The sequence below is a fragment of the Streptococcus sp. DD10 genome (assembly GCF_001578805.1).
GTDB lineage: Bacteria > Bacillota > Bacilli > Lactobacillales > Streptococcaceae > Streptococcus.
Genome location: NZ_KQ969157.1, coordinates 351620 through 376029 on the forward strand (window position 1 = coordinate 351620; position 24410 = coordinate 376029).

The 24410-nt window shown below is 37.2% G+C and carries 19 protein-coding genes and 1 pseudogene; 2 read left to right on the forward strand and 18 right to left on the reverse strand.

Annotation, left to right across the window (positions count from 1 at the left end):
* Nucleotides 1-230 precede the first annotated feature (230 nt).
* From STRDD10_RS01530 to STRDD10_RS01545, 4 genes are all read right to left on the reverse strand, one after another.
* Entirely contained in the window at nt 231-1913 is a 1683-nt protein-coding gene (locus STRDD10_RS01530) for an ABC transporter ATP-binding protein (protein WP_067192555.1), read from the reverse strand.
* A gap of 21 nt (nt 1914-1934) precedes the next feature.
* Nucleotides 1935-2654 carry an ABC transporter ATP-binding protein gene (locus tag STRDD10_RS01535; RefSeq protein WP_067192557.1) on the reverse strand — a complete coding sequence of 240 codons (720 nt, stop codon included), beginning with the start codon at nt 2652-2654 and terminating at the stop codon, nt 1935-1937.
* A gap of 135 nt (nt 2655-2789) precedes the next feature.
* Complete coding sequence (locus STRDD10_RS01540) at nt 2790-3530, reverse strand: ABC transporter permease (protein WP_067192559.1); 741 nt, start codon at nt 3528-3530, stop codon at nt 2790-2792.
* A 278-nt stretch (nt 3531-3808) separates the two neighbouring features.
* Nucleotides 3809-4438 (reverse strand): TetR/AcrR family transcriptional regulator, encoded by a 630-nt coding sequence (locus STRDD10_RS01545; protein ID WP_067192561.1) that lies wholly within the window; start codon nt 4436-4438, stop codon nt 3809-3811.
* 186 nt (nt 4439-4624) lie between these two features.
* Between STRDD10_RS01545 and STRDD10_RS01550 the strand changes: the two genes are divergently transcribed.
* Nucleotides 4625-4867, forward strand: a complete 243-nt coding sequence (locus STRDD10_RS01550) for a S24 family peptidase (protein ID WP_231853347.1) — start codon at nt 4625-4627, stop codon at nt 4865-4867.
* A 781-nt stretch (nt 4868-5648) separates the two neighbouring features.
* Here STRDD10_RS01550 and ffh read toward each other — a convergent pair.
* From ffh to STRDD10_RS01565, 3 genes and pseudogenes are all read right to left on the reverse strand, one after another.
* Complete coding sequence (gene ffh, locus STRDD10_RS01555) at nt 5649-7214, reverse strand: signal recognition particle protein (RefSeq protein WP_067192563.1); 1566 nt, start codon at nt 7212-7214, stop codon at nt 5649-5651.
* An 11-nt stretch (nt 7215-7225) separates the two neighbouring features.
* Nucleotides 7226-7558, reverse strand: coding sequence for a putative DNA-binding protein (locus STRDD10_RS01560; protein ID WP_067192565.1), 333 nt, complete (start codon nt 7556-7558; stop codon nt 7226-7228).
* 84 nt (nt 7559-7642) lie between these two features.
* Nucleotides 7643-8340, reverse strand: a pseudogene (locus STRDD10_RS01565) (GntR family transcriptional regulator).
* Nucleotides 8341-8469: 129 nt separating this feature from the next.
* On the opposite strand from STRDD10_RS01565, the gene guaA reads away from it, so the two are divergent.
* Complete coding sequence (gene guaA / locus STRDD10_RS01570; RefSeq protein ID WP_067192566.1) at nt 8470-10035, forward strand: glutamine-hydrolyzing GMP synthase; 1566 nt, start codon at nt 8470-8472, stop codon at nt 10033-10035.
* 336 nt (nt 10036-10371) lie between these two features.
* On the opposite strand, the gene STRDD10_RS01575 is transcribed toward guaA, so the two are convergent.
* The 11 genes from STRDD10_RS01575 to STRDD10_RS01625 form a co-directional block, all read right to left on the reverse strand.
* Nucleotides 10372-11604, reverse strand: a complete 1233-nt coding sequence (locus tag STRDD10_RS01575; protein WP_067192568.1) for a nucleotide sugar dehydrogenase — start codon at nt 11602-11604, stop codon at nt 10372-10374.
* Between the two features lie 11 nt (nt 11605-11615).
* The gene (locus STRDD10_RS01580; protein ID WP_156468577.1) at nt 11616-12674 is read right to left on the reverse strand and encodes a GDP-mannose 4,6-dehydratase; all 1059 of its coding nucleotides are present in this window, start codon (nt 12672-12674) and stop codon (nt 11616-11618) included.
* A 586-nt stretch (nt 12675-13260) separates the two neighbouring features.
* Entirely contained in the window at nt 13261-14775 is a 1515-nt protein-coding gene (locus STRDD10_RS01585; RefSeq protein ID WP_067192571.1) for a lipopolysaccharide biosynthesis protein, read from the reverse strand.
* Nucleotides 14772-16073 (reverse strand): hypothetical protein, encoded by a 1302-nt coding sequence (locus tag STRDD10_RS01590; protein WP_067192573.1) that lies wholly within the window; start codon nt 16071-16073, stop codon nt 14772-14774. Before STRDD10_RS01590 ends, STRDD10_RS01585 begins: the two co-directional genes overlap by 4 nt.
* Nucleotides 16070-17194 (reverse strand): glycosyltransferase family 4 protein, encoded by a 1125-nt coding sequence (locus tag STRDD10_RS01595; RefSeq protein ID WP_331709896.1) that lies wholly within the window; start codon nt 17192-17194, stop codon nt 16070-16072. The genes STRDD10_RS01590 and STRDD10_RS01595 overlap by 4 nt, the downstream gene beginning before the upstream one ends.
* A gap of 39 nt (nt 17195-17233) precedes the next feature.
* Nucleotides 17234-18286, reverse strand: a complete 1053-nt coding sequence (locus tag STRDD10_RS01600) for a glycosyltransferase (protein ID WP_067192577.1) — start codon at nt 18284-18286, stop codon at nt 17234-17236.
* Nucleotides 18279-19421 (reverse strand): glycosyltransferase family 4 protein, encoded by a 1143-nt coding sequence (locus tag STRDD10_RS01605; protein WP_067192579.1) that lies wholly within the window; start codon nt 19419-19421, stop codon nt 18279-18281. Before STRDD10_RS01605 ends, STRDD10_RS01600 begins: the two co-directional genes overlap by 8 nt.
* A 15-nt stretch (nt 19422-19436) precedes the next feature.
* On the reverse strand, nt 19437-20054 hold the full coding sequence (locus tag STRDD10_RS01610) for a GNAT family N-acetyltransferase (RefSeq protein ID WP_067192581.1): 618 nt from the start codon (nt 20052-20054) through the stop codon (nt 19437-19439).
* A gap of 92 nt (nt 20055-20146) precedes the next feature.
* Nucleotides 20147-21352 (reverse strand): DegT/DnrJ/EryC1/StrS family aminotransferase, encoded by a 1206-nt coding sequence (locus STRDD10_RS01615; protein ID WP_067192583.1) that lies wholly within the window; start codon nt 21350-21352, stop codon nt 20147-20149.
* 42 nt (nt 21353-21394) lie between these two features.
* Nucleotides 21395-22087 (reverse strand): sugar transferase, encoded by a 693-nt coding sequence (locus STRDD10_RS01620; RefSeq protein ID WP_067192584.1) that lies wholly within the window; start codon nt 22085-22087, stop codon nt 21395-21397.
* Between the two features lie 232 nt (nt 22088-22319).
* Complete coding sequence (locus tag STRDD10_RS01625) at nt 22320-24068, reverse strand: polysaccharide biosynthesis protein (protein ID WP_067192586.1); 1749 nt, start codon at nt 24066-24068, stop codon at nt 22320-22322.
* Between the last annotated feature and the right edge of the window lie 342 nt (nt 24069-24410).

Sequence of the window (24410 nt, forward strand, 5' to 3'; positions counted from 1 at the left end):
CAATTTATCACAATAAAAAAACACTCTAATATCAATTTAATGATTTTAGAGTGTTTTTAGCTTATTTGATTTTAAAGTTGTCGTCTATTCCTCAGGATTACTTGAAGAACAGGAAAAATTCGACAACAAAGTAGTCGTTCTATTCAATTATAAAACCTATGAAGGTCTTTCTGCTGGAACTGGCCACTCCTACTTTGGAGATGTAGATTATACTCTAAACTGAAAGAGAATTATACACTCAACTCAAACAACTTATAAAACTCACCTCTCCTATCCATCAAGTTATCAAAAGAACCATCTTCAACAATAACTCCATTTTTCATAAAAAGAATTCTATTGTATTTCTTCAACATGCTCTTATTTAACTTATGCGTAACAACAAGAACCGTCAAATCCTGAATATCCAAAATTGAATTTTCAATTTCAGTAGTAACTTGATTATCTAAAGACGAGGTAGCCTCATCTAATAATAAGATTGGTGTTTTTCGAATTAAAGCACGTGCAATACTAAGTCTCTGTCTTTCTCCACCAGATAAATTTGAACCATTCTCGCCACATAAAGCTTGTAGACCTAATTCATTTTCTAAAATATAACTTTCTAAACCAGACTTCTGTACAGCTTTTTTTAGATCATCTTCAGTAAAGGATTGACTAAGAGTAATATTTGCTTTTAAAGTATCATCAAAGATATAAACATCTTGCTGAACAATAGTCATTAAGCTATAAAGGCTCTCTGCTGAAATAGTTTGCAAATCTTGATTATCAATTGAGATATACCCACTTGTTACATCATAAAAACGTAGTAATAGATTGAGTAAAGTTGATTTTCCACTGCCTGACATACCTACTATTGCAATTTTTTCCCCCTTTTTGATCTGCAAAGATAAATTATTAAAAATCTTTTCCACAGCATTAGGGTAGGAAAAATCTACATTTGAAAAAGAAATGACATCATCAAAATATTCTTTCGTTTTACCAGTTTGAAGTTCGATTACATCTTTTACCTCAAATGAATTCAGTGTAGCCTGACCTTCACGGAATTTACTCATTCCCATACCAATTTCATTTAGTGGCATTACTACAAAATTGACTAGTTGAACAATAGCTGTAACACTCCCAATTGTGGTATGCCCACCGAAGACCAGATACATTCCTCCACCAAAGGCTACTAAAAAAACAATCATCCCTGAAAGTTGAGAAATAACATTAGATAAAACATCAAATTTCCCTTTGATGAAATATATCTCATCCAATTTTTCGCTTTCGTTTTTGTAATCTTGACCGATAGCCTCTTTCACATTAAAACTCTTTATAACTAGAAACCCTGCTAAAATATCTTTAACCTTAGCTAAATATTTCTGATCGGCTATCATAGAGCTATTTTGTAGAGAGGCTGATTTTTGTCCAATAAATCCTGAAATCATCATAGGAATAATGCTAGCAATGATAACTAATAAGGTCAAAAACCAATTACCTATAAACATGGCTACTAGTGAGAAAATCATTAAGGAAATATTTTTTGAAATATTAAAATATTGGTGCAAATAATCCTGCTCAATTTTCTTCATGTTCTCAGTTAATATTGAAATAAATTTCCCTGATTTTTCCTTAGAAAATTCTCTATAATCCCTATCTAAAATAGATTTAAACACCTTATTTTTGTATCTTGACATAATCTGCCTAACAAGTTTATTTCTTAATCGAAGGGATATAAAATTAAGACTGGCATAGATAAATATTACGATAGCACCTATTAGTATCGCTTGGGTTAGAGCTTCCCTATTTTGGGACATTCCACTATCAATTATAATTTTAATAGAATAAGCAAAAGCAATATTAGTTAAAGGAACTAGTATATTAAAAATCATGAAAGTATAAAAAGACTTCTTATGGTACTTTGTCAATTGTTTCATTCCTAATCTACCTCATAATTCTTAAATTTCATTTAGAAAATGTGACATAAAATATTCTTCTAAGTCAATATTCTCTCTCCTAAGCTCTTTCATAGAGACCTGTTCTAGCATTTGTCCATTTTTGATAACACCAATCTTATCTGCTATCTGTGAAATTTCCGATAAAATATGACTTGAGATGAATATTGTAACACCACATTCCTTAGAAAGAGACAACAAAAGATTCCGAATTTCTTGAATTCCTATTGGATCTAAACCATTGATTGGTTCATCTAAAATTAACAATTTAGGTTTTGTTAGGAAAGCCCGAGCTAAACCAAGTCTCTGTCTCATTCCTAACGAAAACTCTTTTACTTTTTTAGTCGTATTTTTTAATCCGACCATCCTTAAGGCTCTTATTATATCTGATTTGGTAATATTTTTCCCCATATACTGTGCGTGAATTTCCAAAATTTCTTTTGCAGTGAAGTTTTCGTAAAAACATGGTGTTTCAATAATACTACCAACCTGATTTAGTATTTCCTCTCTGTGTTCCTGTAAATTTTTTCCAAAGATTTCAATACTACCAGATGTAACAGTTGATAAGGATAACATGCATTTCATTAAAGTTGTTTTCCCTGCGCCATTTGGTCCTAAAAATCCATAGATTTCTCCTTCAGCAATTTGAAGGTTAATACCACTTAAAACTTCTTCCTTATCAATTGTTTTAAAAACTTCTTTTATTTCAACAATATTTCTCATTTCTATCTCTCTTTCTATAACCAGCTTTAAATGCAAGAATTTTTCTACTGGGACATAAAAACCACCTTATACAGTCTCTTTTTTTATAGAAATCATAAAGGTATTACCACTTTTCTTCGATTAAACTCAGCTATACTATTTGATACTAATATCTTGTCTTGAAATATTAGAAATTGAAAATGAAGTAATCATTAAACTTATGAAACTTGCAAATATCAAAAAGAATAAGTTATCAGCAATATTATTAGATAAACTTCCTGGACTGACATTCGAAAGTAATGCTGCTAAACCAAGTCCTGTAAGCATTGTTATAGCTGTTGAATACTTAATCATACCTAAAACAAATGGTAGTAACCCTATTAGTACTGTTCCAAACGTAACTCCAGCTAAGTTAATTAATTGATTAGCAACAGGAATATAACTAGATTCAGTGACAACAGCCATGAATCTAATGAATAATTGAATCACTAAATGTGCAGAAAAATGGGCAATAAATGATATCAAAATGACTGAAATAATTTTTCCCCATAATAACTTTATTTTAGAAATAGGGTAAGAAAATAACTGAAAAATTGTTCTTCGTTTAAATTCATCAATAATAATCGTAGATAATAAATAAGATTCAAAAATCAAAAATGCTGCTTTTGTAAATAAAGATGAAAACAATGATGCTACAATTGCCCAACCTTCCCATTTACCAGTAATTCTAATAAGATTAGAATCCTGTCCAGTGAATTCTCCTAGTTTATTGTCAGTACCTAACCCCATAATAATGATTGCTGTAATACCTAACACTATAAATAAGGTACACAACCAGGCTAAAAATAATTTAGATTTAGAAATTTTATTTAATTCAATTTTAATAAGCGACAACATCGATTCTTTCCTCCTAAGTGTAGATAAAGAATAAACTATTCAAACTAATCTCAACAAATATTTAAAAATAAGCTTATTTTTAAAACAATGTCACTATACATACTATCGGTATGTATATACTGAAAAACAAACATACCCACGGTATGTATAATAGATTTTTAATAACACACTTAAAGTATGTTATTTTTTAATTATCAATTATGTAAGATAATTTATTCAATTGATAATACATAGATAGAAATTAGTATTAACAAGCATGTCATGCGACTACTTATTTCCTATTTTTTTAAGTGTTCAAATAACTTGAAAATCACCTCCATCATTTCATCAGAAATCAACTGTACTCCTAAACTGTCAAAAGTAAGTTTAATGAAATTCATTTTGCTCTTTAATTCTTCTAATGAAAAAACGGAAATTTGAAAACCAATCCAAATATTTAGAGTTAAAACAGTTAAATCTGCTAGCTCTTCTGGATATTCTGTTTTAATAGACCCATCTTCAACTCCTTCGTAAACTTTTTCTCTAATTTCGGGTAAAAAATCAGAAAATAGACCTAGATACTGCTCCCCTAACAAACGTGGACTTCTTAGCATGATTGAGGCAGAGTATACGAGCCTTTGGTGTTCAAAATTAGAGAAAGAGTCCATCAAAGAATTTTGTATCTTTTCTAATCCAGTATTTCCTCTCCAATTATAATTTAAAATTTCTTGATTATTTTCGCTAATGATTGTTTGCAGTATATCATATTTAGACTCAAAATGATGATAGATAACACCTTTTGTTAATCCACCTAAGCCATCTATGATATCTTGTATTGACGTATTATCAAATCCTTTTTCTAAAAATAAATTTTTTGAGACCTCTAGTATTTTTTTTCTAGTTTCATGTGAGTTTCTATTCCTTGCCATTTTAGTCCCTTTCTATCATACCGATGGTATGTAATTCTATTGTAGTGGAAATAACTAATAATGTCAAGTTCTTTATTGGAATATGAAAAGCCTTACAATCAAGGCTTTTGATTATCTCTTTTGTTACAAGGTTTCTAGGCTTTTACCAGCAAAGATACACACTCAACATGGGTTTTAGAGGACTAAATGGAGTCTGAATTGCCTGATAGAGATGTAGTATTGATTAAGCACTCAACAAATATTGAAGATGGACAAATTTATGCAGTGGAATTTAACAATCAAACCTATGTAAAAAAAGTGTATCTTCATAAAACCTATCTGCGTCTTGTTTCGATAAACAAGAAGTATGATGATATTTATGCGCCTTATGAGGAGAATCCTCGTATAATTGGGAAAATAGTAGGTAACTTCACGCCTATTGAGGAGTAAGAGGATAGATATTAGGAAATATACTAAACATTATCTAAGTGATTTACAGATTCAATATTTTGTAGATAAGCCTTCAAGCTTCTAAGTAAATTTTTATTGTTATTTTAGCTCATTATTTTTGTATTGGTTAAAACAGAGCTACAAAGAATTTTCTCTATTGGAGTGTTATGTTTATTTTTTCACTTTTGTATAATATGTGTAAAAAATAAGACAGTAACCTAAGAATAGTTACTGTCTTGCCTCATTTTTTGTTAAATATTTGATAAACACAAATTACTGGAAAATATAAAAAGAAAGTTCGAAATTTTATTGACTATGAATATCCAATAGCTTATTTTCAATAGAAAATTAAATGAGCAAAAAAATGTACAATTGAACCACCACTTCTTCTGCTGTTACTAGATTAAAAAATGTACAAATCAATTTCTCAGATTAGAGGACATTATGTACTAGAAAACATACAAAATACCACTCCAAAATAATGTACTTTATTAATTCATTTGTATCAATGGTTTAACTCTTGTTAAGTCAATTGTACATAAACTTTTAGTTTTCTTTAGAAAAGCTGATATAACTTTTTAAGTAAAAGTGGATAAATGTTTCTACCGTATCAGTTATTCTTATAATCTTATCATTTATATTTTTAACTATTCTGTTTTATTTCATCTTTTTATTTAGAGAGCTTATCAAAACATTTTAGTTGATTTTCTCTGTTGAATCTGATTTATAATAAGTTTAAAAAAACCTCACATAAATAAAATTATGTAAGGTTTCTCTTTTTCTATTTCCTTTTTTTCTTTGCTTTCTTAATTTTATTGGCTTGGCGTTTCATCATTTGTTTCATAGCAAACGATCCAACTTTTCCTTTAAGACCACCACCTAAAAGTTGACTCATATCCGGCATCCCAGAACCAGCCAGAGCAGACATGTCAGGCAGACCGTTTTGTCCCATCATTCCTTCTAATGCGGACATGTCCATTCCACCAGGAATGTTCTTTGGCAAGTTATTAGGATTTAGCCCCATCTGCTTCATCATTTTGTTCATATCCCCAGACATAACACCTTGCATAAGATTTTTAGCTTGATTAAAATCCTTAATAAACTTATTAACTTCTATAAAGGTGTTCCCTGAACCTGCAGCTATGCGGCGGCGGCGACTAGGGGTAAGTAAGTCAGGATTTTCTCGTTCTGCTGGTGTCATAGAAGATACAATGGCACGCTTGCGAGCAATTTCTTTTTCATCGACTTTTAAATTTTGGAGAGCAGGATTTCCAGACATACCAGGTAACATTTTAAGGAGGTCTTCCATAGGTCCCATATTTTGAACTTGGTCTAACTGATCAATAAAATCATTGAAATCAAAGCTATTTTCCCGCATCTTCTCAGCCATTTCAAGGGCTTTTTGTTCATCATAATCCTGAGATGCTTTTTCAATTAATGTTAGCATATCTCCCATACCAAGAATACGGCTTGCCATACGATCCGGATGGAAGGTTTCAATATCAGTTATTTTTTCCCCTGTACCTGTAAATTTAATGGGTTTGCCTGTAATTTGGCGGACGGATAAAGCGGCTCCTCCACGGGTATCTCCATCAATTTTAGTAAGAATAACACCGGAGACTTCTAGTTGCTCATTAAATTCACGGGCCACGTTCGCAGCTTCTTGACCAATCATGGCATCTACAACTAAGAGAATTTCATTTGGCTGTGCAAGTGCCTTAACATCTCGCAATTCGCCCATGAGTTTTTCATCGATTTGCAGGCGACCAGCTGTATCTATCAAAACATAATCATTGTGATTAGCTCTTGCTTGCTCTAAACCTTGGCGGACAATTTCAACCGCAGAGACCTCTGTACCGAGAGAGAATACAGGAACATCAATCTGTTGACCTAAGGTTTTTAACTGGTCAATAGCCGCTGGACGGTAAATATCTGCTGCTATCATTAATGGGCGAGCGTTTTCTTCTTTTTTTAACTTATTAGCCAATTTACCAGCAAAAGTAGTTTTACCAGCTCCCTGCAAACCTACCATCATGATAACGGTTGGGATCTTAGGAGATTTGATAATCTCTGCAGTATCAGACCCAAGAATGTCAGTTAATTCTTCGTTAACAATTTTTATAATTTGTTGGGCTGGGTTTAATGTATCGATTACTTCGTGACCAATCGCGCGTTCTCTTACCTTTTTGATAAATTCTTTTACAACGGGTAAGGCAACGTCAGCTTCTAAAAGGGCTAAGCGGATTTCTTTCGTTGCTTCCTGAACATCCGTATCAGATATCTTCCCTTTCTTACGTAAATTTTTAAATACATTTTGTAATCGTTCTGTTAAGCTTTCAAAAGCCATGATTTATCTCCTTAATCTCTGTTATCAATACTAGTTAAAATGTGAATTTTATTTTTTAAAAATTCGTCCTGAGGATAGTTGTCAAGAATCTCATCAAAAATTTGACTACGAACGATGTAATCAGAATACATATGAAGCTTCATTTCATAATCTTCTAAAATTTTCTCTGTTCTCTTGATATTATCATACACTGCCTGCCTACTAACGCCGAACTCATCAGCAATCTCAGCTAAACTGTAATCATCAGCATAGTATAGTTCAATGTAATTCATTTGCTTATCTGTTAAAAGAGCAGCATAAAACTCGAATAGAGCATTCATTCGGTTAGTCTTTTCAATTTCCATAAAGAATATTATACCAAAAAAGCCCACTAAACTCTAGTAGGATAGTGGTTTTTAAATATATTTACATAACTTAAATTATGTAAACTAATTATTTTCTAGATAGAATTCAAAACGCTCACCAACATATTGACTTTTCACATATTCAAAGGCGGTTCCATCTTCAAAATAAGTAACTTGAGTCAAGCCCAATATTGGTTGTCCTTTAGAAATTTCTAGATATTTCGCGATTTTTTCTTTTGCTAGTCGGGCATAAATTGTTTGTTGAGATTTTCCAATTTTATAACCATGGTTTTGAAGTGTTTGAAAAAAGTGGCTGGTAATTTCTTCTTTTTGGAAATTTTTTATAAATTTCTCGGGAATAGAGGCTACTTCATAAACAACAGGAAGTTTATCTGCATAGCGGACTCGTTCCATGCGAATAATATTTTCTGTTTTATCAATTTCTAATTTTTCAGCTTCTTGTTCATTTGGGATGGTTCTTCGATAAGAAATCAACCTGCTTGTGGGTTCTTTACCTTGAGATTTAATAATTTCTGTAAAACTGGTTGTCCCCCTTATTTTTCTTGGACTCTAGTACTTGCAACAAATGTTCCACTTCCTACTCGACGCTCCAGTACCCCATCTTCTACTAAAAGAGAAATGGCTTGTCTAAGGGTCATACGGCTAACCTGAAATGTTTCTGAAAGATCTCGCTCACTAGGTAATCGCTCACCGATTTTCCAGATTTCCTGATCGATTTCATTTTTAATCTGATCTCGTATCCTCATATAAGCTGGTCGCATCGTTTTCACCTCATTTTTTGTTATACTTTATTGTATCGCAATTTGAGCAAAAGTCAATCTTGATTGGCAAATGTAGGGGTTTTGTGTTAAAATAAAGATGATAAGTAATCTTTTATGGGAGGGAACATAATGACTAACATTTCAACTGATTTGCAAGATATTGAAAAAATTATTGTGCTAGACTACGGTAGTCAGTATAATCAACTTATTTCTCGTCGTATCCGAGAAATTGGAGTTTTTTCAGAGTTAAAAAGTAATAAAATAACTGCTGCTGAGGTACGTGCTATTAATCCTAAAGGGATTATTTTATCGGGTGGTCCAAATTCTGTTTATGAAGAGGGATCATTTGATATCGACCCTGAAATTTTTGAACTTGGAATTCCCATTTTAGGAATTTGTTACGGGATGCAATTAATTACACATAAACTTGGTGGGAAAGTTATTCCAGCTAGTGAGGCTGGCCATCGTGAGTACGGTCAAGCTGAACTAAGCCTTACTGCTACTTCTACTCTTTTTGAGTCAACTCCTGACAAGCAGTTAGTTTTGATGAGTCATGGTGATGCAGTAACAGAAATTCCTCAGGGATTTATTCGAACAGGTACTTCTGCTGACTGCCCTTATGCTGCTATTGAAAATGCGGACAAACATATTTATGGGATTCAATTTCACCCGGAAGTGCTCCATTCAGTACATGGAAATGACATTCTTCGAAATTTTGCCCTAACCATCTGTGGTGCTAAGGGTGAATGGTCTATGGAAAATTTCATTGAGATGCAAATCCAACAAATTCGTGAAACAGTTGGAGATAAGCGAGTTCTTCTTGGACTTTCTGGGGGTGTTGACTCTTCTGTTGTAGGTGTTCTCCTTCAAAAAGCTATAGGTGATCAGTTAATCTGTATCTTCGTAGACCACGGTTTATTGCGTAAAGGCGAAGCAGATCAAGTCATGGATATGCTTGGTGGCAAATTTGGTTTAAATATTGTCAAAGCTGATGCTGCCAAACGCTTTTTAGATAAGCTAGCAGGGGTTTCCGATCCTGAGCAAAAACGTAAGATCATCGGAAATGAATTTGTCTATGTTTTCGATGATGAAGCAAGCAAGCTAAAAGATGTGAAATTCTTGGCTCAAGGTACTCTCTATACTGACGTTATTGAGTCAGGTACAGATACAGCACAAACCATTAAGTCACACCACAATGTTGGTGGGCTTCCAGAAGATATGCAATTTGAGCTTATCGAGCCACTCAATACTCTTTACAAAGATGAGGTTCGGGCTCTCGGTACTGAACTTGGTATGCCTGACCACATCGTATGGCGCCAACCATTCCCAGGTCCAGGCCTTGCCATCCGTGTCATGGGGGAAATCACAGAAGAAAAATTGGAAACTGTTCGTGAATCCGATGCCATCCTTCGAGAAGAAATTGCTAAAGCAGGACTTGACCGTGATATTTGGCAGTATTTCACCGTAAATACTGGCGTACGTTCAGTAGGTGTTATGGGAGACGGTCGAACCTACGATTACACAATTGCGATCCGTGCTATCACTTCTATTGACGGTATGACTGCTGATTTTGCTAAAATCCCATGGGAAGTTTTACAAAAGATTTCCGTTCGTATTGTGAATGAAGTAGAAAATGTCAACCGTATTGTCTACGATATCACAAGTAAACCACCTGCAACGGTCGAGTGGGAATAAACTAGATGGGAAATTTTGCTCCCCTCTTCCATTTCTGTGATGGAGAAAGATATTGTTAAATTATGTAATTTTTCTTTTCGACAAAATGTCAAACTTACTTCATTATTGAGTGAACTAAAAGAACAATAAGATTTTCCTATTTAAAAATAGAAAAGCGAATATTACCTGTCTGATTCCCAATTAGACGGCAATATTCGCTTTTTATTTATTTAAACGGAAATTATCAAATGTTTTTCTAACCCTAATTCTGCCAACCTATCTTTGGCACACTTCAATCTACTTATCACTCGGATTTTGAGGAAAATAGCTAAGTTATTCTTTTTAATGAATCGGTTCCTAATCCCGTCCAAAAAGATCTCGGGTATAGACCTTGTCTTTTACATCGGCTAAGACTTCATCAAATCGATTGGCAACAATGACCTGGCTCGCTCCTTTAAAGGCTTGGAGGTCATTCACCACCTTGCTCGCAAAGAAGGTCGAGCCATCAGGAAGTGAAGGTTCATAAATGATTACCTCTACACCTTTGGCCTTCAACCGTTTCATAACTCCTTGGATAGACGATTGCCGGAAGTTATCCGAACCACTCTTCATGGTCAAACGGTAAATTCCCACAACAGTCGTCGCTTCCTTGGCCGGGTTATAAAACTCGTCTTCCTGATAGGCTCCAGCCTTTTCAAGGATTCGGGCAGCAATAAAATCTTTGCGGGTGCGGTTACTTTCAACGATCGCCGTCATCATGTTTTGTGGCACAGCCTGGTAGTTAGCCAACAGTTGCTTACTATCCTTAGGCAAACAGTAACCTCCATAACCAAAGGAAGGATTGTTATAGTGATCGCCAATCCGTGGATCGAGTCCAACGCCTTCAATAATTGCCTTGGTGTCTAAGCCTTTTAACTCGGCATAGGTATCCAGTTCATTAAAGTAGGATACTCGAAGGGCTAGGTAGGTATTGGCAAAAAGTTTTACGGCTTCTGCCTCTGTCAAGCCCATAATTAGGGTATCCACATCTGGTTTGAGAGCACCTTCCTGTAAAAGTGCCGCAAAAACTTTGGCTTGTGCCATCAGTTGAGGATTGGTCTGATCTACCCCAACGATAATGCGGCTAGGATAGAGATTGTCATACAGGGCCTTGGATTCCCGTAAAAATTCAGGACTAAAGAGGATGTTCTTAGTGCCGAATTTCTCTTGAATCGACTCGGTGTAGCCTACTGGGATGGTGGACTTAATCACAATGGTCGCAGTCGGATTAACACTGAGCACCTGGGCGATAACACTCTCAACCGCTGAGGTATCAAAGAAATTCTTTTGACTATCATAGTTGGTTGGTGCTGCAATGACAACAAAATCAGCATCACGGTAGGCCGCATCCCCATCTAAGGTCGCTACTAAATCTAAATCTTTTTCTGCTAAATACCGCTCAATGTAGTCGTCCTGAATGGGCGACTGCTTTTGATTGATCAGGTCTACCTTTTCAGAAAGGACATCCACAGCAACAACCTGATGGTGCTGGGCTAAAAGAACTGCAATAGATAAACCGACATAACCCGTTCCAGCAACTGCAATTTTCATATCAGAATCTCCTATTCTCCATAAAAATCTCGATACCATTCAGCGAAAGCACGTAAGCCTTCTTTTAAGGATGTTCTTGGTTTAAAGCCAAAATCTCTCTCTAAACTACTGGTGTCTGCATAGGTGACTGGAACATCTCCAGGCTGCATGGGAACAAGTTTTTTGTAGGTTTCAAAGTCTACATCCGCTGGCAAGACACCTGCTCGCACCAATTCTTCCTGCAAGGTATCTACAAAATACAGGAGGTTTTCAGGTTGATTATTGCCAATGTTATAAATAGCATAGGGGGGAATCGGAAGTCCGTCTTCACCCACTTGCTGGGCTGGTGCTCCCATCATGACCCGTTTGATCCCTTCGACAATATCATCAATATAGGTGAAGTCTCGTTTACAATTCCCATAATTGAAAATTTCGATAATCTCCCGATTTTTCAGCTTATTGGTAAAGCCAAAATAGGCCATATCCGGTCTTCCAGCTGGACCGTAAACAGTGAAAAACCGTAAACCTGTCGTCGGGATATTATAGAGTTTCGAATAGGCATGGGCCTCTAGCTCATTGGCTTTTTTGGTAGCTGCATAGAGAGAAACTGGATTGTCCACCTTATCTTCCACCGAAAAAGGTACCTTGCTATTGCCACCATAAACGGAAGAAGACGAAGCGTAAACTAGGTGTTCGACCCGGGTCTTGGCATGGCGACAAGCTTCTAAAAGGATATGAAAACCAACGATATTGCTCTCGATATAGACATCCGGATTGGTAATAGAATAACGAACACCGGCCTGAGCTGCCAAGTTGACTACGATTTGAGGGGCGTACTGCTCAAAAATCTCCTCTACGAAAGATTTATCTGCAATATTTCCCTTGACAAAAACCCAGTTTTTCTCTGGATGGACCTGACTCACTTTTGCTATCTCTTTTAAACGGTAGTCTTTTAACCGAACATCATAATAGTCATTGAGATTGTCAATCCCGATAATGGTCATGGCCCCGTCGTATTCTAGTAATGCCTTTACTAGATTAGAGCCAATGAAGCCTGCAGCACCTGTAATCAAAATCGTTTTGTGTTTTATCTCTATTTTCATCCACTCCACCTCTCACTTCAATGAAAGTCTATAGCTTATATTTTTTATCAGATAGACCTTTTTTCTCTAGCAGTCATCATGTCAGTATCATCAAACCCATCCCTGTGTTGGTTTGCATCGTCATCAATGGTTTTATACTCTTCAAACCACGTCAGCTTCGCCTTGCGTAGGTATAGGTAACTGACTTCGTCAGTCTTATCTACCACCTCAAAAGCATGTTTTGAGCTGACTTCGTCAGTCTTATCTACAACCTCAAAAGCATGTTTTGAGCTGACTTCGTCAGTCTTATCTACAACCTCAAAACAGTGTTTTGAGCATCCTGCGGCTAGCTTCCTAGTTTGCTGATGATTTTCATTGAGTAGTCATCACCCTCGTCTAAAATAGGATTTAAACATTTCTATATATGCAAATTCAAAACCTTCTTAATCAATTTCATCATATTTTCCAGTTCTATAGCAATTGCTTTTAATTTTCATTTTTATACTCTTCAAAAATCAAATTCAAACCACGTCAACGTCGCCTTGCCGTACTCAAGTACAGCCTGCGGCTAGTTTCCTAGTTTGCTCTTTGATTTTCATTGAGTATTAGACAATTTACGAAGGCTATACCATTGAAAGATTTGTCTATGGTAAACACATCCATAGACAAGAGTCGCAACTAGTAAGACCAGTAAAGCTGTTGGAACTGCTAACACTAGAAAAGACAGATAAGAGTTGCTGGTTACATTCCAGTTCATGGTCACCCCATAAGACAAGATAAAAACGATACTATTAGCCAGCATGTTCTTATAAAAGTGTCTTTTGTTTCGATTGATAATATTCTTAGATAAATAATGCACACAATACAGCGTCCGATAAGAAACAGAAATTAAGGTTCCAAGAGCCACTCCAAGTAAGCCAAAATGCCATACACCTATAAATGAAATGACAATGTTGAGGATCACTTCGACAAGCGCTCCCACCTGCGTTTCACGAAAATGCCCCGCTGCTTTTATCAGCGTGTAATAGATGGTTCGATAGCCAAACATGGCAAAAGATAGCACCATCAAGACTGAAAAAATGGGTTGGATGAACTCTACATTTTCAATCCCAGCTGTATAGACGGCTACAAAATGAAGCACTAAACACAAGACACTGGTATAGAGAATGGTAGTCACATAGCCAAAAAGGACTTCAAACTTCAAAAAGAGAGTTTTTAAGGCTGCAAGCTCTTTTCGTACAAGTATATTGCCAAATAAGGGCTGAATCCCACCAGAAAGAGAGTTTAAAAACAATTTCACAGCATTTACGACTAGGTAATAGACATAGTAAATGGACACATCTGTCAGGCTCGCAAAAAGGGTGAGGATAATCATATCTGTATTATCCACAATAACTGCTGCAATATGTTGGACAAAACCATCCCACTTGGACTGAAGATGCTTTTTCTCCCCACCTTCTTGTAGCTCAATCCGATACCTTTTCCTGACGTAAACAGATAGGATGATGGGGGGTAACAAGTATAAACTATTGGACACCACCTGAACAGTAATAACAGGTACCTGCGCATAAATCAACACTGTATTCACACTGACATTGAGCAAAACAGCCAGTGTCTGAATCAACAGCGGTATGTAAGCTTTTTGGTCAGCGTTCAACAACAAGGTATTGGTCAAACCGAAATAATACTGCGAAAATAGATTGGTCGCTATAATCACGATAAGGAGCGATACCTGAACATGACTCAGCGAAGTAGTGATCACTAGCGGATATAAAACAGCTAATAGAAAGGTATAGACCAAAAAAATCAGAGCTATCTTTCTAAAAAAGGTCTGTGCTGCTTGATAAATACGGCCAATCTCTTGAAGATTCTTCTCGTGAAGGGGCTGATACAGGGCTACTTGAACGACTGTTCCCACTCCAGCTTGTAAGAAAGAGATAAAGCCTAAAAACTGTGTGATAGAAGAGACCAAGCCATTGATTTCAGAACCGTAAGAGACCAACATGGCTCTTGGTAGGATAAAACCGCTAGCAATCAAGACCGCATAATTTAAAAGAGAAGCTAGGGTATTCAATAGAAAATTCTTTTTTCTTAAGGATAGTCTTTTCATACTCTCTTGATATAATTACTCCTTTTGATAATGGATTGTAGGACGACCTTAATGATCCAGGTTAGTAACAAAATATAAAGATAAGCTCTTGCTGCTACTAATAAAAAAATCAAGGAATTCCGATGAATATAAAAGGTAAAATAGGGTAAGACGATGCTAAAGTAAGCTGCAACTAGCTGACTCTTGGTTTGATAGAGTTGCTTCATCCCCCACATGACGAGTAAAAAGACGATGAAGGCAATGGCTACTTCTGATACTAGTTCAAAAATGGCATAAGACTCCCCTAAAAATGTACTGGCTAAGCCCACACCTTGAGCTAATTGAGTATTAAATAAAAGGTTCAATTGTTGTTCAAAGCTTGTAAATCCAACCGCAGAACCCAGCATTCCTCCAAGACCTGGAATGAGCTGGAAAAAACCTAAGAAATACTGATCAAAGCCAAAAGTCATATGGGAATTGACAACATGATAGAGATTGACTGTGATGGTGTTAGGCTCTGATATTAGTAGTGTATCAATGTAATAATCCAGACTGGACAGGCGACTCCAAACCAAGTCATACTGTCCTGTGATAAGAGCACTCGACACTCCTTTGATAAAGATAAAAAAGAAGAGCCCGACTATCGAAAAGAAGGATAGAAATAGATGCTTGTTGATACTAGCAATCAAGGGGCGCCGCTCTCTCATCCCCACACGTGCCATAACGATCCCTATCAAGCCAATCACCAAAAAGGACCGATGTCCCAAAAGGAAGGTGTAGCCAATCAAAATGAGCGATAGGGCTTTTAATAGCCACTGCCTTTTAGCCATAAAGGAATAAACAAAGGAGTACAAAGCAATATACTTTAAGTACTCTGTCCCCTTATTTGACTCAGCTAGGAGCTCCATCTTGTTAAAAGAAGCAGTGATATCACCGAACTTGACATTGGCATACACCAAGAGCACCAAGCCTAGCAGCTCCAGAAAGAAAACCGCAAGATTGGAGAAATAGTCTTCCTCTTTTTCCCTATAGTCGAGAAGGTTTACTCCTAACTTTCGATCCTTGATTTTAAAGGTATAGTGATCGTTTAAGAGGATAAAGCCAAACAAGAGGACTATAAAAACTAGAAGTATCAGGTAGACATCAAAAATTAAGGGAGTTGTCTTTTCCTCTCCGATCAGTCTGATCTTGCCCAATACAGCAGGAAAGTAATAAAACATCGTAGAAAAAGAAAAAATGGTGAAATAATCCAATTTCCGTGGTTGAACCAGTAAATAGAAAGCCAAGAGAAACATGGCTATAAAGATCACTAGATTCATGTGAAATCTCCATCTAGGACCTGATGCGCATAGTATTCCCATTCTTGAAAGACTTGTTTGGGATGAAATTCTTCGGAACCTTTCTTGGCGTTTTGTCCCATCTGCTGTCTTAGAGAGGCATCTGCTAACAAGGTTTTCATAGCAGTGGATAGGGCTACTTCATCCCCCACTGGAACGAGTAGTCCATTTTTACCATGTTCAATCACCATTTCTGGTCCTCCACAAGGACAGTTGGTAGAGATTGACGGTACGCCTACTGCCAAGGCTTCTAACAAGGCATTGGGCATCCCTTCATAATCAGATGACAAGACAAAAACTTCCGCTTCAGATAGAACTTTAGGGATTTCCTGAGTTGTTCCCATCAAATGAACTCTATCTTCTAAATCTAGTTCCGTTATCAACTGCTGTAATTTTTCTTTTAATAGACCCTCTCCATAAATCAATAAGTCTTGATCTTTAAAATCATGGGCTATTTTTGAAAAAGCTCGAATGAGTAGTGCGTGATTTTTTTGTTCACTCAGTCTACCGATTGCTACAATTCCTGGTTTCGGATGATGACTTGTAGTGAAGAAATTCTCCGCTACTGCATTGTAAATGATGGTCGATTTTTGCTGTAGTTTTTGTGGGAAGTATGCTTTCGCCTGCTCCGTTTGAAAGACACAACCATCTGCTAATGGCAATAATTTGTGTGCCACTAGCTGACCAACAAATCCCGAATATTCTTTTTCAGGAGCATTTCTAACCGAAACAAGCACTGGAATCGACAATCCCCTTGTCGCTAAAATCGCTCTAAAATTAGGTTCCTGCATAAAGGAAATCAGTAAATGCGGAGGATCTTCCTTGAGAATTTTTCTTAGTTTCCATATCAGCTTAAGATTTCGTTTGAAGCGATTTCCCCTATCTTGTTTATTTTCTAAGGTGATGCGTTCTACATGAGGAGATAAGGAATACTCTTCTTCTGCTTTAAATGTGGTGATTACTTTTACGCTATATCCTGCTTCTTGAAATTGGTGGGCTAACTGGGTAATCACTCTTTCAGCGCCCCCTTTTCCAAGATTGCCGATATAAAAATAGATTTTTTTAGGTTTCAGATTGAACCCCTCCTTTGCACGGTTTTCTATAGATTTATTATATCATAATTTGATCTTGTGACCGGACAGCTACTTCTTATACAAGGCATCCAGTGTCTGCTGATAGCCTTCAACATCCATTATTTGTGCAAATCGTTGTTTGGTATTTTCTGTTAACTCTTGGTAACGTATCGGATCTGACAGGTAGTCAACGATGCTTGTAGCAAGAAGGTGGTCGTCATCGCTGTAAAAACCTGTCTTGCCTTGCTCAATCAAATCGACTAGACCATCTGTTGGAGTCGATACAATCGGAAGACCTCGGCTCATGGCTTCTAAGGCACACATGGGAGTCCCCTCCCAAGCAGAGGTCATGACCAAGAGTCTACTTGCTTCCACGATTGTCATCGGATTTTCTATAAATCCTAGAAACTGAATATTTTCCTCTAGCTGCTCTTCTTTTACAAACTGCAGGCAGTCTTCTCTCAACTCGCCATCACCTACAAAAGCAACTTTGAGATGGGGATATGTTTGGATCACTTCCTTGAAAACTTTCAAGGCACGTAAGGGATTTTTAGGGATGGAAAGTCGCCCTAAAACCAAGCAATCAAAAGCTTTATCACTTGTTTCATTCTCTTCTATAACCTCTTCAGGCAAAGTTATAATATTGGGAAGGACAGTGCTTTTTTCTTTAACAAATGAGGAAAAAGCATAATTATCCAAGGCACTTTGCGACACCCAGATGATGTCTTTCCAACGACAAGATAACAAGAAGAAGAGCAAGGATTTCAAGGACAGATGTCTCATATTAGGGTGATTCCCATGAATATGAGGGATAATCTTAATATCCTTTCTTCCAAGAGTCGCTAGGGTCGCAAGCACACAAGCAGCAGCGTCATGAGCATGAATAATCTGTGGTTGTAGCTCATCTATCATCTTTCGAACTGCTCGAACCGAAAAGCTTTCTAGCGGATAAAATGCGACTCCTCTTTCCGTTACAGCCTTGCGAATAGGGCCGTCTGGTGAGCAGTAAAGCATGCCACAAGACTCTTCATTTTTAAATAAGTTTGCAATTTGGCAAACAACATTCTCTGCTCCTGAAAACTGATTGCTACGCAATAGGTGGACAATTTTTTTCTTACTCATTGTTTGCTTCCTCCTCTTGAGCATAGACTCGTTTCATTTGCTCTTTTACCTTTGAAAAAGAAAACTGTTTTACTTTTTCTTGGTTATAAGCCCCCATTTCCTTTCTTAAAGCAGCATCTCTTGCTACTCTTTTTAAGGCTTCTGCATAGGCTTTAGCATCCAAGGTTGGAACTAAATAGCCACCTTTTTGCTCATCAACAAGGTCTTGATTGCCACGAATATCCGATACGATACAAGGTAAAGAAGCTGCCATAGCCTCCATCAGTGCAACGGACAAACCTTCTCTTTTTGATGGCAGACAGAAAACATCTGCAATCGCTAACAAATCATGTACATCGCTACGATAGCCAAGCAACTTGACCCTCTCTTCTAAGTGATTTGTGTGAATATAGTTCAGCAAGGTTTGTTCTTGCTCGCCCTCCCCCGCTATCAAGTACTGGATATCTAGAGTTCCCAACTCCTTGATAGCTTTTAGGAGCGTCAGATGATTTTTATTATCGTTTAACTGTCCAAGCGATAAGCAGATACAGGCATCTTCACGTAAGCCAAGTTCCTGTTTGAATGCCTTTATTGTGCATTTATCTTGCGTTACTTGCTTTTCAAAACCGACACCATTTACGAGTTCTACACGACTTGAACGAAATTTCCTTTTTGCAAGCTGATAATCCTCTTGATTGATGGTCACTAGGGTGGAGGTTAGACGAGATAAACACTTCTCAATCGGATAAAATAGTAGCCAAACGAGCTTAGGGGCTCCTTTATAAAAATGAAAGCCATGTGCTTGATAGATGATGTCCTTTATCCCACAACTTTTTGCTGCTAATCTTCCGTACACGCCACCTACTGGGGTGTTACAGTGAACCTTCTCGATTGATTCTGCCTGTATGATGTTTCTCAGTTGAACAAAAGTTTTGAGGTTAGCAGGATGCAAGGGAGATTCCTTAAAATCCACTTGGTGCGTTTGAATTCCGTAACGCTCTTCATAGCTCTTTCGCTCTTTTTCAGTCACATGATTAAAATTAGCCGCTAGGTGAAACTCATACCCCAACTCTTTTGCTGCCTGCATACTCGATTTAAAAAAAGAATGATTCCCTTGAAAGATAAAATTAGCAATATATAGTATCTTTTTGGCCACCGTTTTTCATCCTCTCTATAAATAATACATATACTCATTCATTTTCCGACCTTCAGCAGTCGTGAACTCTCTATGGAGTTGGAAACCATTTTTTTCATAAAAATGATTGACTCTATCATTATTGACTGCATCCGTTTCAAGCTTCAAATATAAATAATTACTTTTTTGATACCTGTCTTTTATTTCAGAAAGTAGCTGGCTGCCAACTCCTTGATTGCCCACGGATTTGGCTACCGCTAGCGAAGAAATCTTAATATACTTGTCTTTTTCTTCCGCCCTTCTCGGTGCCCCTAAAGCTCTGAATAGCTTCAAGATAATCTTAGGCCTCAATACAACCGCTTTTAGCGAATACAGGGCAAATTTTAAAATATCTGTCTTAATTAAAAAGCGATATAAATCACTTAAATCAGAAGAATAAGCCAAAAAACCTACAATCTTACCTTCTGAATTACGTGCTAGTAGTACATCAGATTCCTTATGAACCAAAAATCCCTTATACAACTCTCTTAAAAATTTTTCTCCTAAAAAGGTTAAAAAGAAGCCCTCAAAGGTATCTAGATGAAGCTTGACAATCCCATCAATTTCCTCAATTGTTTGTACTTTCTCTATTTTAAAATATTTTTTTCGACTCATCCTATCTCCTATACTTCCTTTCTACAGAAACACCAATCGGTGTTCAGCTAAGCTATCGATCATCCTATTTTATCTTTCAAGCTTTATTAGACTTATATGTTTGAAACTTTCACTAAAGTCTCAATGATATAGTCCACTTCTTCATCGCTTAGTTTAGTGTGAAGAGGGAGCGTAATTTCATTTTCAAAGAAGGCATAGGCCTTAGGATAGTTCGCCATATCAAAGCCAAGATTCTTATAGGCTGTCAGGAGAGGAAGCGGTTTGTAGTGCACATTACTTGCAATTCCTGCTTTGGCCAATTCTTGGATAATACGATTACGCTCTTCTAGACTAGCACTTTCTACATGGGTGATGTAAAGATGGCGTGAAGATTCGACAGTATCGGTCTTGTGTGCCAATGGGTGAATACGAGTACCCGCAAAACCACGATCATAGCGGTCCACGATGTCCTTACGACGCTGTAGCAAATCAGGGTAACGATCCAATTGTACCAAACCAAGCGAAGCCATGATATCCGTCATGTTACACTTGTAGGCTGGTGTAACGATATCGTATTCCCAAGAACCCAATTGCATCTTAGCAAGAGCATCCTTAGTTTGACCATGAAGGGAAAGGATTTGGAATTCCTTGTACATCTCTTCGTCGTCAATCGCTGGATTGGCCTTCCAAGTGGCACTTCCTCCCTCAGCCGTTGTGAAATTTTTGACTGCATGGAAAGAAAAGGAAGTAAAGTCAGCGATAGAGCCAGCAGGGTGTCCTTTATAAGTTGATCCCAAAGCATGGGCACTATCAGAGACAATCACGATACGGTTAAAGGCCTTTTGCCACTTGCTTGATGCAGTAAAGAGGTCACGTTTTTTCTCCACGACTTGGAACAAACGGTCATAGTCGCAAACAATCCCTGCAAGCTCTACTGGAATGATCACCTTAGTCTTTTCAGTGATGGCTTGCTCAAGAAGGTCATAGTCCATCTCAAAAGTATCTTCTTGGATATCCACCATGACTGGTGTCGCTCCTACGTGAGTGATGACACTACATGAAGCTGTGTAGGTCATAGCTGGAACGATAACTTCATCACCAGGGCCCACTTCCAAAACACGCAAAATCAACTCAAGAGCGGCTGTTGCAGAGTTGAGGCAGACAGTCTTAGGTGTCTGTGTGTATTGGGACAAGCGGCGCTCCAGTTCTTTTGTCTTAGGACCTGTTGTTATCCAACCAGAACGAAGGGTATCCGCTACTTCAGCAATTTCAGCTTCGGTAATATCGGGTGGTGAAAATGGGATATTGTAATTTGGCATTGATTTGCTCCTTTTATCTGTACTCATTTTCTCATAACTACTTTATTTTAGTACCTCAAACACGGTTTGAAACATGATTTTGATGTCTCCAAGGAAACTAAATTCTCGGAGATAGGCGAGATTATAGCGCATCTTTTCAGGAAGGACGTGTTCGACATAGGCCTGGTCAACTGACAGACCTTTCTCCGTCATTTGACTGATGATGGTGTCCTCATCCTTGTAGTTGATACTGGCTGGAGAGGTGATTCCTGCTGGCAAGAGCAAGGTCGCCATCATTTCAGGGCTATACTGCTCCGTGTAGCGTGGCACCTCAGGTCGTGTACCGACAAAAGACATTTCGCCTTTAAGGACATTGACCAGCTGAGGCAGTTCGTCCAAACGCACACGGCGGATGAAATTTCCCACTTTGGTAATACGGCTATCATTAGCAGAAGTCACTAGACTACCTTTTTTATCCGCATCGGTAACCATGGTACGGAACTTCCAAATCTTGAACGGACGGTTGTACTGGGTCACACGCTCTTGCTTGTAAATGACAGGTCCCTTGCTATCCAACTTGATCCAAATGCTCAAGATAAGAAAGATTGGGGAGGTTAAAATCAGCAAGACTAGAGCCAAAAACCAATCCAGGCAACGCTTGAAAATCAGCGAACCCTTCCTTTTAGAGACAAGCTGGTAGTAAGACTCAACCTCGCTTGATTGCATTTCCACGGGCAAGTCTTCCCATTTCAGCATGCTGTTTCTCCTTTGTTTTTATTATACTATTTATCAATATTTTTCATTGTTGAATGATTCTAGATATGCTCTAATCATTCCCTATTTTCAAGATATAAGCTCTATAAACTAAACGTAAGTAAGACAATTTTTTATTTTAGAAATGTTATTAGATTATTTTTACCTTCAACACATTTACTAAACTTCCTGCGAAACAATTTGTTTATGATAAAAATATAAGCCCACAAGAAGTCTACTGTTTGGTGAAATTAAGTAATGATTCTTTCAGACTTGCTCCATCCTGTGTCAATAAGTCTTTTATAAAATCATTCGTTTCTTGTATTGAATGACTTTCCACCTTTCCAACAAAAATCTTTTCAAAAACTTGTTCTTTCAAACGTTCTTTTGAAGAGAGCAATTCTTCGTACAATTTTTCTCCAGGCCGAATGCCTGATTCAACAATTTTAATTTCTTTTTCATCCACACCACTAAGCAAAATCATCTTACGTGCCAAATCGACAATTTTTACAGGTTCTCCCATATCTAGCACAAAGATTTCTCCACCTTTCATCAATGCCCCTGCTTGAATCACCAAACGGCTGGCTTCTGGAATGGTCATAAAATAACGTGTCATCCGAAAATCCGTCACAGTAACAGGGCCACCTGTTGCAATTTGCTCCTTAAATACAGGAACGACACTTCCTCTACTTCCTAAGACATTACCAAAACGTACTGCTGCAAACAACGTTTTCCCTGGTTCATTGAGATTGGTCACAATCATCTCAGCGACACGCTTAGTTGCCCCCATTATATTAGGGGGATTGACTGCCTTGTCAGTTGAAATCATGACAAATTTTTCTACACCAGCTTCCTTTGCTGCTTCAGCCACATTTTTTGTTCCGTAGATATTGTTTTTAACAGCTTCAGAAGGGTTGTATTCCATAAGAGGAACGTGCTTATGAGCCGCCGCATGATAAACACGTTCTGGTCGATAATTTTTCATAATTTGAAAAATACGTTCACGGTCCTGAATGTCCGCAATAATCGGAATGATCTCGAAGCTATCCTTATATTGTCCCAAGAGCTCACGGTGAATGAGATAAATTGAATTTTCCCCATGTCCTACTAGTAGGAGACGTTTAGGATGAAAACGACTCACTTGACGGCAAATTTCAGAACCGATGGAGCCGCCTGCTCCAGTCACCAATATAGTCTTTCCTGTTAGATTAGACTGCAGCGATGATTGGTCTAATTTGACTTCCTCACGCCCTAGAAGGTCCGTGATATCAATCTCACGAAGCTTTGAGACTTCAAGTTTGCCTGTAACAACATCTTCATACTTTGGCATACTAATCACTTTGACATCCATTTGTTTGCACTGGCGGAGGATGCGTTCGTAGTCAGCGGAACCCAGTGAAGGGATAGCAATAACGACTTGCTTAATCTCGTAATTTATCACAACTTTCTCTATCTGATCATCAGTTCCAACAATTTCGATGCCATGTAGCATACTATGTTTTTTGAGAATATCACGATCAACAATTGCCACAAGTTCTATATTAGAAGGTATTCTTAAGACCGTTCTAATGTACAAATCAGCACCGGCACCTGCTCCTACAACTAGAGTTTTAATACGTTTTGTTTTGGAACTTAGTTTGTTCTTACTTTTTGAGAATACACTTAATTCTATCCATACTAAGCGAAGAACAATCATAAAAAGGCTGGAAAAAATGAAACTTAATCCCCAAAAACGATAACTAAAATCTGGAGATAAGGTTGCTAATGTCACTCCTACTGCCAAATAAGAAAATAATTGACAGAAAATTAAGCGAACCATAGCACGATAATCTGTATAACGGTTAATAACAGAAAATATCTTGACATATACTGCGCTAATTAGGTACAGAACAAGAACAATGACTAACGGTAAAATGTAATCTCCTAGAAAGACTATTCTTTTTTGAATAAACAAGCTTGAACAAATGGCACCAATTAGGATCATGACACTATCTAAACAAGCTAAAATAACTCTTTTTTTGCTCGATTCATCTATCTCTCTCTATTTCTTTTACTTTTACTTTTATTTTACATTCGTTGTGCTTCTATGCCTCAATAAATCTTCTACTGTATCTCTATAAAGAAATAAGCACCCCCCCGAATATTTATGCATTTAGAAGGAGTGCTTTTTATAAAAGGTTTAAATTTATTATAACTTAATTCAAGCTTATTTTCAAGTTGTTTTCATTTTTTGTTAAGTGGAAAAAAGGAAAAATTTGAGTTATAGAGTCTACAAAAGTTGAGAAAAAATTAAGGAAAGGCAACCCAAGCTAAACGGGAGGAAATG

Coding starts and splice junctions, on each gene's coding strand:
- STRDD10_RS01585 (WP_067192571.1), bottom strand. CDS start 14,775: ATGAAAAGACTATCCTTAAGAAAAAAGAATTTTCTATTGAATACCCTA.
- STRDD10_RS01600 (WP_067192577.1), bottom strand. CDS start 18,286: ATGAGTAAGAAAAAAATTGTCCACCTATTGCGTAGCAATCAGTTTTCA.
- STRDD10_RS01575 (WP_067192568.1), bottom strand. CDS start 11,604: ATGAAAATTGCAGTTGCTGGAACGGGTTATGTCGGTTTATCTATTGCA.
- STRDD10_RS01545 (WP_067192561.1), bottom strand. CDS start 4,438: ATGGCAAGGAATAGAAACTCACATGAAACTAGAAAAAAAATACTAGAG.
- STRDD10_RS01535 (WP_067192557.1), bottom strand. CDS start 2,654: ATGAGAAATATTGTTGAAATAAAAGAAGTTTTTAAAACAATTGATAAG.
- STRDD10_RS01625 (WP_067192586.1), bottom strand. CDS start 24,068: ATGATCCTAATTGGTGCCATTTGTTCAAGCTTGTTTATTCAAAAAAGA.
- STRDD10_RS01540 (WP_067192559.1), bottom strand. CDS start 3,530: ATGTTGTCGCTTATTAAAATTGAATTAAATAAAATTTCTAAATCTAAA.
- ffh (WP_067192563.1), bottom strand. CDS start 7,214: ATGGCTTTTGAAAGCTTAACAGAACGATTACAAAATGTATTTAAAAAT.
- STRDD10_RS01550 (WP_231853347.1), top strand. CDS start 4,625: ATGGAGTCTGAATTGCCTGATAGAGATGTAGTATTGATTAAGCACTCA.
- STRDD10_RS01620 (WP_067192584.1), bottom strand. CDS start 22,087: ATGCTGAAATGGGAAGACTTGCCCGTGGAAATGCAATCAAGCGAGGTT.
- STRDD10_RS01615 (WP_067192583.1), bottom strand. CDS start 21,352: ATGCCAAATTACAATATCCCATTTTCACCACCCGATATTACCGAAGCT.
- guaA (WP_067192566.1), top strand. CDS start 8,470: ATGACTAACATTTCAACTGATTTGCAAGATATTGAAAAAATTATTGTG.
- STRDD10_RS01590 (WP_067192573.1), bottom strand. CDS start 16,073: ATGAATCTAGTGATCTTTATAGCCATGTTTCTCTTGGCTTTCTATTTA.
- STRDD10_RS01610 (WP_067192581.1), bottom strand. CDS start 20,054: ATGAGTCGAAAAAAATATTTTAAAATAGAGAAAGTACAAACAATTGAG.
- STRDD10_RS01560 (WP_067192565.1), bottom strand. CDS start 7,558: ATGGAAATTGAAAAGACTAACCGAATGAATGCTCTATTCGAGTTTTAT.
- STRDD10_RS01530 (WP_067192555.1), bottom strand. CDS start 1,913: ATGAAACAATTGACAAAGTACCATAAGAAGTCTTTTTATACTTTCATG.